The organism is Corallincola spongiicola, assembly GCF_004284785.1.
GTDB lineage: Bacteria > Pseudomonadota > Gammaproteobacteria > Enterobacterales > Neiellaceae > Corallincola > Corallincola holothuriorum.
Window position 1 is genome coordinate 991,619 of sequence record NZ_SHLY01000001.1, and the last position, 14,129, is coordinate 1,005,747.

Genomic DNA, 14,129 nt, shown 5'->3' on the forward strand with positions numbered 1-14,129 from the left:
CGTGGCTCAAATAAGAATAATACCGCTCACTAAATGCGACGATACAGATCGGTTAGCAACTGGTCAGTCACCTTCTCTTCCCAGCCATCACCATAAACGTTGTGCCACAATGGCCCCAGGCTCTTGGCAACTTTAACCATTTTTGCGATGGTTTCGTCAGGCAGATCTTTGCAGATCCCTTTCGGCAGTGTGATGTTATGCTTTTCCATCATCTGCCGGAACTCTTTCACCCCTTCAGGGTAAAACTCATCAAGTACATCAAAGGCAATACAGTTGCCTATCCCATGGTGATAACCAAGCACATACGACAAACCATAAGACAGCGCATGACATGCGCCAACCTGACTATAAGCGATGCTCATGCCGCCCATAAACGACGCCATCATCAACTTATCATCACTTTCAGGATGATCATCCAAATAGACCTGACGACAAAGTGCTAATGACTTCTCACCGTAAGCTTTGGAAAACTCATTCAGGTAAGTACCTTCCAGCGACTCGATACAGTGGATATAGCAATCCATACCGGTATAAAACCACTGATCTGTCGGCGCATCTTTAATTAACTCGGGATCCATGATGATCTGATCGAATACAGTGTAATCAGAGTTCATGCCGAGCTTACGTTCAGGTCCGCACAGTACCGTGGTGCGCGATGCTTCAGCACCGGTACCAGATAGCGTAGGAATACCGATATGATGTACAGCAGGGTTTTCAATCAGATCCCACCCTTGATACTTAGCAGAGCCACCTTCATTGGTTAACATCAGCGCCACGGCCTTAGCTAAATCCATGGCAGAGCCACCACCGATGCCAACCACGCTGACAGCAAGAGAATCGCTATGCGCCTGCACTTCCAGTGTTAACTCATCCACTTGTTTGGTGGATGGTTCATCATCGACATTAACCCAAATAAGCTTATCTTGTGGCTTTACCGGCACACGGTCAGCTAGCGGCTTATCTTTATGCACGTCATCAACAAGAAACACAACGAAGTCATTGGCTTGCTTACGCTCTTCAGCCAAAACCTCATCCAGCTGAGCAAATGACCCGCGGCCAAAAATCATTTTTGGTACAACTTTAAAATTCTTAAAACTCATGGTGTAGGCTCCGTCACCGTTTTAGGCAAAAGCTTTCTTAATGTTCTCTATACGTTGCGCGATCTCTTCTTCACTCCAAGACAGCTTAATCAACATCGAAATCGTGCGACTCATGATAGCGTCAGACTTAGGCGTGGAGACTTGAGTATAGTCAGGACGCTCTGGTAAAAGTTCTATCGCCAATTTGGCGGGTGACTTTAGATTTTGAATATGCGACCAGTTTTTCAAGTAATGCCAGTTGTTCACATACCAATAGAAACAACCATCTACGCCGTTTTCAGCTAATTTTTGGTTAATCTCTACCGCACGCGCTTCTGTAGGAAGCATAAAACTCAAGAAGCCCGCTGAATCACCAGACTCGTCAGGGATCTCTCTAAAACTGATATCAGCAATATCCGCCATCGCACTTTTGATCAGCTTCTTATTGCGGCGCTGGATCTCAACAATCTTGTCCAGCTTACGTAACTGCGCCACACCAACGGCCGCATTCATCTCTGAGATGCGGAAGTTCAAGCCCATGATGGGATGACTTTCAGCGCCACGATCACTACCCACATGATCGTGACCATGGTCGGTAAACATGTGGCTATGATTATAGATAGCCTCATTGTTGGTGATAACCGCGCCACCTTCACCGCACGTAATGGTCTTCACCGAATCAAAAGAGAAACAACCTACATCACCGATACTGCCTAGCATCTGACCTTTGTAGCTACCACCAATGGCTTGACAAGCGTCTTCCATCAGAACCAGATCATGTTCCTTACAGATGGCTTTAATTTCGTCCATCTTCGCCATGGAGCCACACATATGCACTAAATTAACCGCGCGAGTACGTGGCGTAATGGCGGCCTTAATCCCTTCGGGAGATAAGCATAGAGTTTCATCAATTTCTGCGAAGACGGGAACAGCACCGGCCATAATGACAGCTTCGACGGAAGCAACAAAAGTGAACGGCGGTACAATCACCTCATCACCGGCACCAATGCCCGATGCAGCTAAAGCGGTCTGTAACGCAGCGGTACCACTGGATAGTAGGTGCGCGTGTTTAACACCCATCTTTTCCTGGAGCATCTGCTCCATATCGCGTGCCTTCCAATGACCGTTTCGCATGGCATCAAAGTTGTAACGGAAGGTGAACCCCTGCTCCATTACGTCTTTAACTTCTTTCTGCTCTTCGGGACCGAATAACTCAAAACCAGGCATGCAGCTTATCTCCTCGATAGGACTAAACGTGAAAAAGCTATTTTGAACAAGCTTAGATTAGGGATAACAAAAAGCTCGCGTCCTTCGCAGAAGAACACGACTTTTTTCATTTAAAGACCCAAAGGGTCTACTATTTGTCTTATAAGCCAATGATATCACCAATCAATATAGAATTAGCGATAGCGGGTGACAAATCCCTATTGTTTGGGTCAATAATTGTTCGTTGTTGAAACATAATTGACCTTAGTTAACAGAATAGGTTCCTAAGTAAGGAAAACATTAACAATTACTTAGAGTTGATATGCCATAATGTTGCGGCGTATTCAGCTCGGAGTCGCCATGTATTTTCGTCAGTTTTTAGTCATCGCTTGCGTAATGCTACTTTCTTCCTGTGAGGACTTAGGGAGTGTAAGGGGCATATGCAAAAAATTCCCAGAACTATGTGACGACCTCAATAAGGACGGCTGGTGTAGATATGAGCGCGCCGATCTCATTAAGCAGCGCTATCAAGTCCAAGTCTCTCCCTCAGGTGACAATAAATACCAACTATTGATGCATCTAGAAGATTATCGAGACTGTATCGAGCGCGCCTCACAGATCCAGCACAGTAATAACAAAGAGCAGACGACACAGCGGGTCAATGGTTATCTCGCGGCACTGGCACAGATAGAGAAAGTTAGTGCAGAAACCGAAGGGGATACAACTTCCGATCTACTCTATTACCACTGGAGCAGACACGGTGATAAGAAAGCGCATCAACTTTTGTTAGAGCAAGATGCAAAAGGCTTGCTAGAGCGCACTGACATGCAAATGCGCCTCGCAAGCGCATATAGCAAGAGCGAGCCACAAGTCGCAGTTAACAAGCTATACAAGGCGCTTTACCTGAGCCAAGGGGAATCAAAATACCAAGCCAGCATCATCACTATGTTAGCGACCATTTTTACCCAGCAACGGAAAAATGAACTCGCCTACCTATGGATGAAGATAGGCGAACTGGCTGAGGTTGAATCTATAGATATCGAAGCAAACAGTAGATATTTAAGGGTCAACACAGAGCAACGCAGAGCACTAGATCAAAGAGCAGAAGAGATTTACGACACCCTAAAAGAGGGGAAATTTAGCCTGCCGGAACCCAAAATTTAACCTTTACCCCTTCGCAAAATCCAAAGACAGCGAGTTAACACAATAACGCTGACCGGTAGGCTGGGGACCATCATCAAACACATGACCCAGATGGGATCCACATTGACTGCATAATATCTCGGTACGGATCATCGCGTGGGTCTTATCACGTTCATATCGTACCGCTCCCTCTAACGCCTTATCGAAACTTGGCCAACCGCAACCCGCGTCGAACTTAGATGTTGAGTCAAATAGCGCACTATTGCAGCAAACACAGTGGTAAATCCCCGTTTCGGAGTTATGCAGCAATGCACCGCTAAATGGGCGCTCTGTGCCTTTTTCCCAACAAACTGCAAACTGTTCTGGCGTTAACTGCTCCCGCCATTTTTCACCATCACTCACTAATTCACCCTCACTGCACATGCTAGTTCTGTCAGTGCTGTTGCTTGCCAAAGTTCTGGCCATTGATACTGAGCCGACAAATATTGTATACCGCGAAGCAATCGATCGGGACGTCCAAAGCTGGAACGATAGTCAAATGCTTCAGAAGCCGCTAAACAAGGCTCCCACATACCCATGACGACTTTGTCCCAATGATGTTGATGACACGGGCGTCGCAATGTCTCCACCAATAGATCAGCTAATTCATCAAAGGCAATAGCTTTACTCTCAACCTGGGACTGTAACTCTTTAAATAACGGTAAATCGCGAGCCATCACCGAGTAAGCATGTTGCTCCCATAACTGTACGGAAGACATTGGCAAAGGGATCCGCCCCGCAACACCTTTATCTGCCAACTCCGCATATTGCGTAGCAGCAGTCCAATCCCCCTCTAATGCCGGCCACTCACAGGCAGTGGACGGCACGGCGATAGGCGTTTTATGCTCGATATCGCGCATTTTCATCTCTTCAACCACGATAGCGTGACGAAGGGCGACCGCCGCCGGATGGTAAGCCCAACGCAACACCGCTGAGTTCATTTTTCCAACACCATCGAGTTGCGACTCAATCACTTGCGCAAGAGAGTGCAGCTCAGTGTGTTCTGTTAACAACTGCTGACGACCTAAATAGCCCGGATTAATATCCCAAATCTTCATTATCACTACCTGTAGAGACTCTTCGAAATGGTAGCGTTATTCATATGATGCGCAAAGAAAAAGGGCTAACTTTTAAAGTTAGCCCTCCTTTTTTCAATTATCTAGCCGCTAAACTTGCGTCAGATCCCGTGCAGGGCTGGACCAGTTAAGGTGGAATTTTTCTCCACTCGGTTTATCCGTCCGCTCAAATGTATGCGCACCGAAAAAGTCACGCTGCCCCTGTAGTAAGTTCGCTGGCAGTACCGCGGTACGATAAGAATCAAAATAGCTAATAGCAGAACTAAACGCCGGACAAGGTATGCCCATCAACGTCGCCTTAGCAACGGTTCGACGCCAATTCATCTGCTTTTGCTCAACCTGTTGTTGAAAGAAAGGATCTAACAGCAAGTTAGCTAGCTTAGGTTTGGCCTGATACGCTTGCGTGATTGACTGCAAGAATACTGCCCGAATAATGCACCCCGCCCGCCAGATCTTAGCGATTGCAGCAAAATCCAGGCCCCAATCGTGTTCGTCAGACGCTGACGCCATCAATGCAAATCCCTGCGCATAAGCACAGATCTTTGAGCAATATAGGGCGTCATGGAGTGACTCAATAAAAGCCTGCTTTTCCGCTTCAGATACCGGTTCACTCTTCGGTCCTTGCAACACCTCTGCTGCTGCGACACGTTCAGACTTCAACGTACTCAAAGCTCGAGCAAATACAGCCTGAGTGATGGTGGGGGCTGGCGTACCTTGCTCTAAGCTACTGACAGCGGTCCACAACCCTGTGCCCTTTTGACCCGCTTTATCCAGGATCATTTCAACCAAAGGCGCACCCGTCTCCGGATCGTCCTGCAGCAATACCTCTGCACTGATCTCCATCAGATAGCTATTTAGGACACCTTTGTCCCAAGTCTGAAAAATCTCACCAATCTCTTTAGCAGTCATGCCCAGAGCATCACGGAGCAGGTGGTAAGCTTCACAAATTAACTGCATATCCGCATATTCAATACCATTGTGCACCATCTTCACATAATGGCCCGCGCCTGCAGGTCCAATGTAGGTTGCACAAGGCTCACCTTCAGTGATCACTTGACCCGGCTGGGTGCGCTCCAGCGGTAATCCGCTATTGGCGTCCACTTTGGCAGAGATCGCTTCTAGTACCGGTTCAATCATCGCCCAAGCTTTCTTATCACCACTAGGCATCAACGACGGACCAAAACGAGCCCCGACTTCGCCACCAGACACTGCGGTACTGAAAAACACAAATTGACCGCGATAGCTAGCTTCGCGCCGAACCGTATCAGTCCATAAGCTGTTGCCAGTATCGATGATGACATCTTCGGCACCAACACCTGCAGCGAGCAGCGCACTACAAACACGATCGACAGCTTCTCCGGCTGGCACCGACAGAATGAATAGATGGGGCTTTTTCACCCTCGTCACCAGCTCGTTCATCTCTGAACAACCAAAGACCCTTTGCTCGATCCCCTCAGCTCTTTCCGATGCTTCTGCCGCCAGCACTGCATCAACCTTATCTTTATCAAGGTCAAATGCAGCTACTTTGTAGCCATTGTCAGCGAGGTTTAGAACTAGGTTTTTCCCCATCACGCCTAAGCCGATAAAGCCTATATCGCAAAGTGGTTGTTGATCGCTCATGCAAAAAGTTCCTTGTTTAGGACCGGTAAAGCGGTTGATGTCGGCAAAAGAGGGTCGATTATATAGACTCAACTGCCGTTGATAAATCTCCTTTCCAGTAAAGAGATGGAGTGCGGCTGTAAAAGATAGCGTTGCGCGCGGATCCTCCGGTTGTTTGCTAAGCCCTCATCCGAAGCCGTATCCAACGTTCGATACCAATACTGACCTTTAGGTAACTCGATTAATAAAAAGCTGATCGGATATTGGCTGCCATTAAACATTAGAAATATGCGTTGTGTATCAGGGTGATGCGTATTGCCGTGATCAAATACCTCTAACCCCAACACACAATTGGCAGGCTCATGCCAATCGGCTTCATGCAGCAGCCCCCCTTCGGGTTTATGCCAATGCAGTTCATGCCCATAGCTGTTGTGCCAATAGTGATCATCGTGCAGGTTAAGCGCCGTCAGTATCGGTAATTTTTTCCGCAACTGGATCAATTTACGCACATAACGCAATAATGAGCCCTGTTCGTCAATCAAGCGCCAATCTAGCCAGTTAAGCGCATTATCTTGGCAATAAGCGTTGTTATTGCCCTGTTGTGTTCTACCGATTTCATCGCCCGCAAGTAGGTGCGGCGTGCCGACAGAAAGCAGTAACGAAGCCAACAAATTGCGTTTGTGTTGCTGCCTCGCGGCTAATACATCGGCTTTGTCTGTCTCACCTTCAACACCATGATTGCATGACAAATTATGGCTATGACCATCACGGTTGTTCTCGCCATTAGCCAAGTTATGCCGTTCAGCATAAGAAACGGTATCTTCGAGGGTAAAACCATCGTGATAAGTAATGAAATTCACTGACGCATTGACAGGCCTGACGCCTTTACAAAAAATATCCCTAGAGCCTGCAACCCGAGTGGCGAAGTCGCCAATATAACCAGCATCTCCGCGCCAAAAGGCGCGTAGCGTATCGCGATAACGATCGTTACATTCCAGCCAAGGCTCGGGGAACTGACCGAGCTGGTATCCCCCCTCCCCTATATCCCAAGGCTCAGCAATCAGCACACATTCACTTAATACAGGATCTTGATAAATAGCTTTAAAAAAGGCGGAGCTGTGTTTGTATTGACCATGCTCTCTGGCCAAACTGACCGCCAAATCAAAACGAAAACCGTCAACCTGCATCTCTGTCGCCCAATAACGTAAGGCGTTAAGCACCATGGTCAGGGTTTCGGGATTATCGAAATTAACGCTATTACCACATCCCGTGTTGTTGACACTACGTTCATAATCGGGCTCACCGTGCTGGTGCTCAAACAGATAAAAACCACGATTATCAAGCCCTCTAAAGGAGATGGTTGGCCCCCCTACACCCCCTTCAGCGGTATGATTAAAGACAACATCCAGTATTACTTCTATCCCCTTTCTATGCAGCTCACGAACCATGGTCTTAAACTCAACCACCGGACTATCCGCAGCATACCTGGCATCAGGAGCGAAAAAGTTAATCGTGTTGTAACCCCAGAAATTGCTTAACCCCATCTCCTGCAACCTTGGCTCACTCATATAGCTCGCCACTGGCATCAGCTGTAATGAGGTTACCCCTAGCGACTTTAGGTACTTTAAAGTTTCCGCGTGAGCCAAACCTAAATAGGTACCACGTTGTAATTTAGGTAACTTGGATTTTAGCCTGGTAAAACCTTTTACATGCAACTCGTACAATATCCGCTCATGGTCTGCGATCCTGGGTTTGCTAACGCCTTGCCAGTCAAAATCATCATTAATGACAACCCCTTTGGGCACCATAAATTGACTGTCACCCTGATACAGATCTGGATGCCAAATGACTGGGCGATTAAGCTCCTTGGCATAAGGATCGATAAGCAACTTGGTGCCATCAAAAGCAGTGCCGGGTTTGGGATTATCTGGACCATGCACGCGATAACCGTATAGTGCTCCGGCCAATAGTCCGGGCACAAAACCATGCCAGAAAGCGCCTGTTTTACCAGGCATGGAGAGGCGACAAACCTCCTCTTCCGCCTCGTTAAACAGACACAATTCAACCTTTTCAGCATCCGGAGCATACACAGAGAAGTTGCAACCATTCTGTTGCAACGAGCTTCCTAACGGCTGCGGCACCCCTGTCGTCATTGTCGACAAGCACGCCTTTGTATCTTTAGATCGTTTAGCGGCCATATCCATATTCGCCTCCCCAAAATAAAAAAGGCCACCCTAGGGTGGCCTCAATACTGCGAGTTATTTTACTTTACCCTTTTCAGATAAAGTGTAGACAGTGCTGGCAAGTTAATCATCAGAGATTGTTCACGACCATGCCACGGCATCTCTTCTGTTTCGAAAAATTCCCCACAATCGTAGTTACTACCCCAGTAATACTCGCTATCACTATTGACAATAACCTGGTATCGGCCGGGCAGATTAACTCCCAAACGGTAACCATCACGAGGAATTGGAGTGAAGTTAGAAATAACAATCACATCTTCATCTATCGATTTCGCTTTACGGATAAATGACACGATGCTGTTATCGGCATCTTCATGGTCCACCCATTCAAAGCCTTCATGACTAGTGTCCAGCTCATACATAGCTGGCGTATCACGGTAAGCATGGTTCAAATCTCTAAATAGATTTTGAATACCGCTGTGCTTTGGATAGTCCAGTAGGTGCCACTGCACAGAACTGTCATGATTCCACTCTTCAGCCTGGCCAAGTTCATTACCCATAAAATTGAGTTTTTTACCCGGGTGGGCGTACATGAAGGCCATATAAGCGCGCATATTCGCCGCAGCCTGCCACTCATCACCTGGCATTTTCCGCAAAATACTGCCCTTACCATGCACCACTTCATCATGGGACAAAGGCAATACAAAATTCTCATCGTAGGCATAAACCATTGAGAAGGTCAGCTCACCATGGTGATACTTGCGATAAGCTGGATCCTTGCTGATGTAATGCAGACTGTCATGCATCCAACCCATATTCCATTTAAAGCCAAAGCCCAGCCCGCCTTCGAAAGTTGGGCGCGAAACCCCGGCGAAAGCCGTTGACTCTTCAGCCAATGTCATGGCGTGAGGATACTTCTTATAAACTTCTTCGTTGAACCACTTCAGCAAGCTAATCGCTTCGTAGTTGTGGTTGCCACCATCAACATTAGGGATCCATTCGCCGGCGTTACGGGAGTAATCCAGATAAAGCATCGATGCGACGGCGTCGACACGCAGGCCATCAACATGGAATTTTTCCAGCCAGAAAAGCGCATTAGAGATCAAAAACTGGCGAACATGATCACGACCAAAATCATAAATGCATGAATTCCAATCTGGATGCCAACCCTTGCGTGGATCCGCATATTCATAAAGATGCGTCCCATCGAAACGAGCCAAACCATGGCTATCTTCAGGGAAGTGTGCAGGCACCCAGTCAACGATCACGCCAATACCATTCTGGTGGCACTGATCAACAAGATACTTAAAATCATCAGGTGTACCAAAACGCGATGTCGGGGCGAATAGCCCGACTGGTTGATACCCCCAGGAACCAGAGAATGGATGCTCAGAAACAGGAAGCACTTCAATATGGGTAAAGCCCATATCTTTCACATACGGGATCAAATACTCGGCAAGCTCACGATAGGTTAACGAACGAGCGCGACCATCAGCTTCAACTTTCTGCCGCCATGAACCCAGGTGTACTTCATAGATAGACAATGGACGAAAACGCTTATCATCGAGGTTGTCCTCTATCCACTGTTGGTCATTCCATTGATAAGCATCATGATCATAAACAACAGAAGAATGCGATGGGTATTGCTCCGCATAGAAGCCAACAGGATCAGCTTTATGGGGCAGACGATTGCCTAACGGATCTTTAATCTCGTACTTATATTTGTAGCCAGCATCAATCTCCGGCACAAACAGCACCCAGCATCCGTTCGTTGTCTGCTGCATAGGGTGACAGCGCCCGTCCCAATAATTGAATTCACCAATCAAAGATACGCTGGATGCGTTTGGTGCATACACGGCAAAACGCACGCCGTGAACACTTTTGCCACCGCCGACATCAACATCCATGGGGTGGGCACCCATACGATTATAATGGGCTTCAGGCGTCGAATAAGCTTCGCCAATCTCAGCGTAAGCTACTTCCTGAAATTGGTAAGGGTAAACATTAGTGTATTCGCCACTGTCAGTGGTGACATCGAGTTTGTAAAAGAAGAACTTTTTCCGACGTGGCATCGCCAATTCAAAAAGACCATCTTCATGTACGACTGTCATTTCACCCAGCGACTTATCGGTCGAGAGTTCCTTGGCAACGACTTTGACGGCATTAGGTAGCCACACTCTCAGTAACATGCCCTTTCCATCAGGATCAGGCTTCAAACCAAGTTCTTCAAAAGGGTTAACGCAGCGAGCCTGCTGTAACTGTTGAATAAGCATCTGTAAACCTGTTCCTCTTATTGGGCGTACTTTCCTAGGTCTTTTCCAGAACATTTGCAATAAAAGAGCGCACAGCCTCTCTCATACCTATGTCCTGCTTACGGTTTTCTGATTCATACCAACGATGTTCGAGTAACTGATGATATAGCTCAGCATCGTCATCTCGCGATCGATATTCGTCGGGAAACATATCCAAAATGTAGAGGTACTCTTCTTCATACCAGATATGTGCCGCCACCATTTCAGACACTTTATCTTTACCGCGCTCTTCACGCCGATGATTATATTGATGCATAAAACGGGTAATTTCATGCAGCAAGCGCCTTGCCTGATTTGCCTGAACTTTTATTCCGACTAACGATTCCAGTCTGCGAATATGGTGTCCAGGTTCAACGACTTTTGTCAGTAATCTTAGCCTATCGTTTTCACCGCTGGTAACAAACTCTATTTCTTCAACATCGTAACCAAGATCATGCAATCTCTGTATTCGACGCTCGACTTGGTACTGTTCTTCGGCACCAAACTCAATTTGCTGGTTAACTTCTGACCAAAGCTTATGATATTTCGACAAAATGTCTTCTGTCACTTTGATCGGATCAACACCGCCAGGCAAACCAAAGCCAGCTTCAAGATCCATCAATTCACCAGCAACATTGGTTTGGGCAATCATCAAATCCAGCTCTCTCTGACCGTCAGAAATCCGGTCATAGGAAACGGCCGTTTCTGCATCAACAAAATAAGCCGCGAGACGGCCCGCATCTCGGCGAAAAAGAGTATTAGAAAGGGAGCAATCCCCCCAAAAGACACCTTGAAGATGAAGCCAAACAAACAGCTCTGCCATTGCGTCTATTAACACATCATAGCTGATATGCCATGGCTGCTCTGCCATCATGATGCGATAGGGTTGAGAAAAATCTAAATAGTGGGTGACGACGAGAGCGTAATTCGGTTTACCGCTGCGCTCAGTCACTAACGCAACAGGCTTGACGGAAGGGGCATCCATCTCCTGCAGGTCACGAAGAAATTGAAATTCATGCTTCGCTAACTTCTCGTTTATCTCTTTTACTGCGTAGATACGCTCTCTACAGCGAATAAATCGAACGACGTTACGAGAAATACCTCTGGCCATCTCGACAAGGAGATGTTCGGGCCAGCCCTCAAGGGGCTGGTCCCATGGCAACCCCAGATCCAGAGGATATTCCTGGGGTGCTATCTGTTGTAATCGCAAGCGATTAAATTTCCTTAGTTGCTGGCTCCACGGCGCGCATCTGACAGCTTGCTCATGAGCTCTTGTACATCATGCTCTGCAAACAACTTGTCTAGATCTTTGCTGAGCTTACGACGCCAATTTGGATACTCAGTACTTGTTCCAGGTACGTTAACCGGCTTATCCATCTCTAACCAGTCTTCTAACTGTAAACTGAGAAGTGAAGAACTTCCCTTCGCCATATGAACTTGCATTCCATAGTTCAGGTCTCTGGTCATACCGACCCAGTTCACATCGTTCGAGATGTAGTCTGGCAGCGACTGATGTCCTTTCAGGCTATCCAAGATCTTCTGCTTACTTTCATGACGATCGTTGTAAAGTGTCTGCAGTACATTATCGTCTGGGTAAAGACCCAACTCTTTACCTAACTTCAGATCATCGCAATGCCAGAAACCAATCAGTGTCGGCATATCGTGTGTCGTTAACGTAGCCATCGCCTGCACAGGATAGTGATTAGGCGAGATAAATCCGCCATCTTCAGCTTGCTCGAAGAAGAACACTCGATATGAATGCACACCATTTTCTTGCAGGGTCTCACTGATACCATCAGGCACAGTACCCAAATCTTCACCAATAATAGCGCAATGATTGCGGTGGCTTTCTAATGCCAAGATACCGAGCAGATCTTGAATGTTGTAGTAAACATATGCCCCACCCTTCGCGTCTTTACCAGCTGGGATCATCCACAAGCGCAATAAAGCCATCACGTGGTCGATTCGAAGCGCACCACATGAGCGCATATTAGAGCGGAACAGATCGATCATAGGCTGATATTGTTGCTCAATCAGCTTACCAGGATCCATCGGTGGTAGACCCCAGTTTTGACCTAAAGGACCCAGTACATCAGGTGGAGCGCCAACCGCGGCACCAGCGATATATAGATCACGGTTTGCCCAAATCTCAGTACTACCTTCACTAACACCAACGGCCAAATCGCGATACAAGCCCATCGCCATACCAAGGCCTTTGGCCTTTTCATCAACAGCCGCAAGCTGTTCATCAGCCAAGAACTGTAAATAGAGGTAGAAATTCAATTCATCAGGGTTCGCTTTAGCCCACTTAGCAACGGCGGGCTTATGGTACTCGTTGAACTCTTCAGGCCAACTCGGCCATCCCCATGCATTGATACCGTCGGCGTAGAAATACTCCTGCAGAGCATCGTATAACGCCTGCTCTCTCAGGTTTTCGCCACCCTCTGCGACAAAGGCTTGGAACGCCTGCTCACGTTCATTACCGCTGCCCAGCACTGTTTCTTTGAAAGTATTGAAGACCAAACGGAGGGCTTTAAGCTTTAACTGAGTGACGCCAGTGTAATCAACCCAATCTTTGCCGCGTAATTCGCCTAGACGCCACTGGAAGTCATTGCTATTAACCAATGCCTGAGCTTCTGAGCTGGCGTTATATTCAGGTGTTGCTTCGACGTCGATATAAACCACGTTGAGCCAACGACGAGAAGATGGGCTATAGGGGCTAGCACTTTCTGGATTGTTTGGATAGAGCGCGTGAATAGGGTTCAAGCCGACAAAATCACCGCCGCCCTTGGCGACATTCTCTACCAAATAGGTTAAATCGGTGAAATCACCAATACCCCAGTTGCGCTGACTACGCAGGCAATACATCTGGACGCTAGGGCCCCAGACCTTCTTGCCAGATGCAATTTCATTAGGAATGAAAGAAGCCTGTGGCGCAATAATGAAACGTGTATCAGCCAGCTTTTTACGTTTTGCATTACGTAAAACTAAGGTGTGATAACCGATTGGGGCATCTAATTTCAAAAATACCTTAAGCGCCTTGTATTCAACGCCTTCAATCGTTTCTGAGCCAACCAGCTGACCATCAAGCGGTGTGAAGGTACCTTTAAGCTTTTCACCTTCTTCGAGTTCTAAGGTCCAGTTCACTGGCACTTTCAAATCATCAATAGGCAGATGTAATTCAAGCGGATAGCTTTCCGACTTACGTACAACCAATACCTTTGGCAGCATGTTCTGCCAAACCGACGCGAGGTTCGCTTGATACTGTTGCTCTAACTTAGCGTCATCCTCCGTCGCATACCCCATCGCAGATAAAAGCGCTGCTTTACTGCTTGCATCAACGGTGGCGGGGTTACCCCAAGCATCCACATAATTGGATTCAACCCCTCTGAGTAACGAGAGCTTTTCAATAAGTTCCTGATTCATCGAACAAACCTTTTTGTTGATTGTCGAACCGAACGGCCGGTTAAAAATATACGGGTAAGTCTAAATCGGCTTGGCCTTATGTGCCAA

Annotated in this window: 10 protein-coding genes; 1 reads left to right on the forward strand and 9 read right to left on the reverse strand. The window is 47.2% G+C overall.

Annotated features, from left to right (window positions below; genetic code table 11):
* Positions 1 to 29: 29 nt before the first annotated feature.
* Both kdnB and EXY25_RS04370 read right to left on the reverse strand, forming a co-directional pair.
* Complete coding sequence (gene kdnB / locus EXY25_RS04365) at positions 30 to 1,100, reverse strand: 3-deoxy-alpha-D-manno-octulosonate 8-oxidase KdnB (protein ID WP_114338020.1); 1,071 nt, start codon at positions 1,098 to 1,100, stop codon at positions 30 to 32.
* Between the two features lie 21 nt (positions 1,101 to 1,121).
* Positions 1,122 to 2,306 (reverse strand): DegT/DnrJ/EryC1/StrS family aminotransferase, encoded by a 1,185-nt coding sequence (locus EXY25_RS04370; RefSeq protein ID WP_114338019.1) that lies wholly within the window; start codon positions 2,304 to 2,306, stop codon positions 1,122 to 1,124.
* A gap of 339 nt (positions 2,307 to 2,645) precedes the next feature.
* Between EXY25_RS04370 and EXY25_RS04375 the strand changes: the two genes are divergently transcribed.
* Positions 2,646 to 3,449: a DUF2989 domain-containing protein gene (locus EXY25_RS04375; protein ID WP_165419259.1), complete on the forward strand. Its 804-nt coding sequence runs from the start codon at positions 2,646 to 2,648 to the stop codon at positions 3,447 to 3,449.
* 3 nt (positions 3,450 to 3,452) lie between these two features.
* Here EXY25_RS04375 and msrB read toward each other — a convergent pair whose 3' ends face one another.
* The 7 genes from msrB to malQ form a co-directional block, all read right to left on the reverse strand.
* Entirely contained in the window at positions 3,453 to 3,851 is a 399-nt protein-coding gene (gene msrB, locus EXY25_RS04380) for a peptide-methionine (R)-S-oxide reductase MsrB (RefSeq protein ID WP_130566051.1), read from the reverse strand.
* Positions 3,830 to 4,525, reverse strand: coding sequence for a pyrimidine dimer DNA glycosylase/endonuclease V (locus EXY25_RS04385; protein ID WP_130565845.1), 696 nt, complete (start codon positions 4,523 to 4,525; stop codon positions 3,830 to 3,832). Before EXY25_RS04385 ends, msrB begins: the two co-directional genes overlap by 22 nt.
* 108 nt (positions 4,526 to 4,633) lie before the next feature.
* Entirely contained in the window at positions 4,634 to 6,163 is a 1,530-nt protein-coding gene (gndA, locus tag EXY25_RS04390; RefSeq protein ID WP_130565846.1) for an NADP-dependent phosphogluconate dehydrogenase, read from the reverse strand.
* Between the two features lie 68 nt (positions 6,164 to 6,231).
* Positions 6,232 to 8,346 (reverse strand): glycogen debranching protein GlgX, encoded by a 2,115-nt coding sequence (gene glgX / locus EXY25_RS04395; RefSeq protein WP_246019496.1) that lies wholly within the window; start codon positions 8,344 to 8,346, stop codon positions 6,232 to 6,234.
* A 59-nt stretch (positions 8,347 to 8,405) separates the two neighbouring features.
* Positions 8,406 to 10,598: a 1,4-alpha-glucan branching protein GlgB gene (gene glgB / locus EXY25_RS04400; RefSeq protein WP_114338013.1), complete on the reverse strand. Its 2,193-nt coding sequence runs from the start codon at positions 10,596 to 10,598 to the stop codon at positions 8,406 to 8,408.
* Positions 10,599 to 10,632: 34 nt separating this feature from the next.
* Positions 10,633 to 11,826 (reverse strand): DUF4032 domain-containing protein, encoded by a 1,194-nt coding sequence (locus EXY25_RS04405; protein ID WP_114338012.1) that lies wholly within the window; start codon positions 11,824 to 11,826, stop codon positions 10,633 to 10,635.
* 14 nt (positions 11,827 to 11,840) lie between these two features.
* A complete protein-coding gene (malQ, locus tag EXY25_RS04410) occupies positions 11,841 to 14,042 on the reverse strand; it encodes a 4-alpha-glucanotransferase (RefSeq protein WP_130565847.1) in 2,202 nt (733 codons plus the stop codon).
* Positions 14,043 to 14,129: the final 87 nt, after the last annotated feature.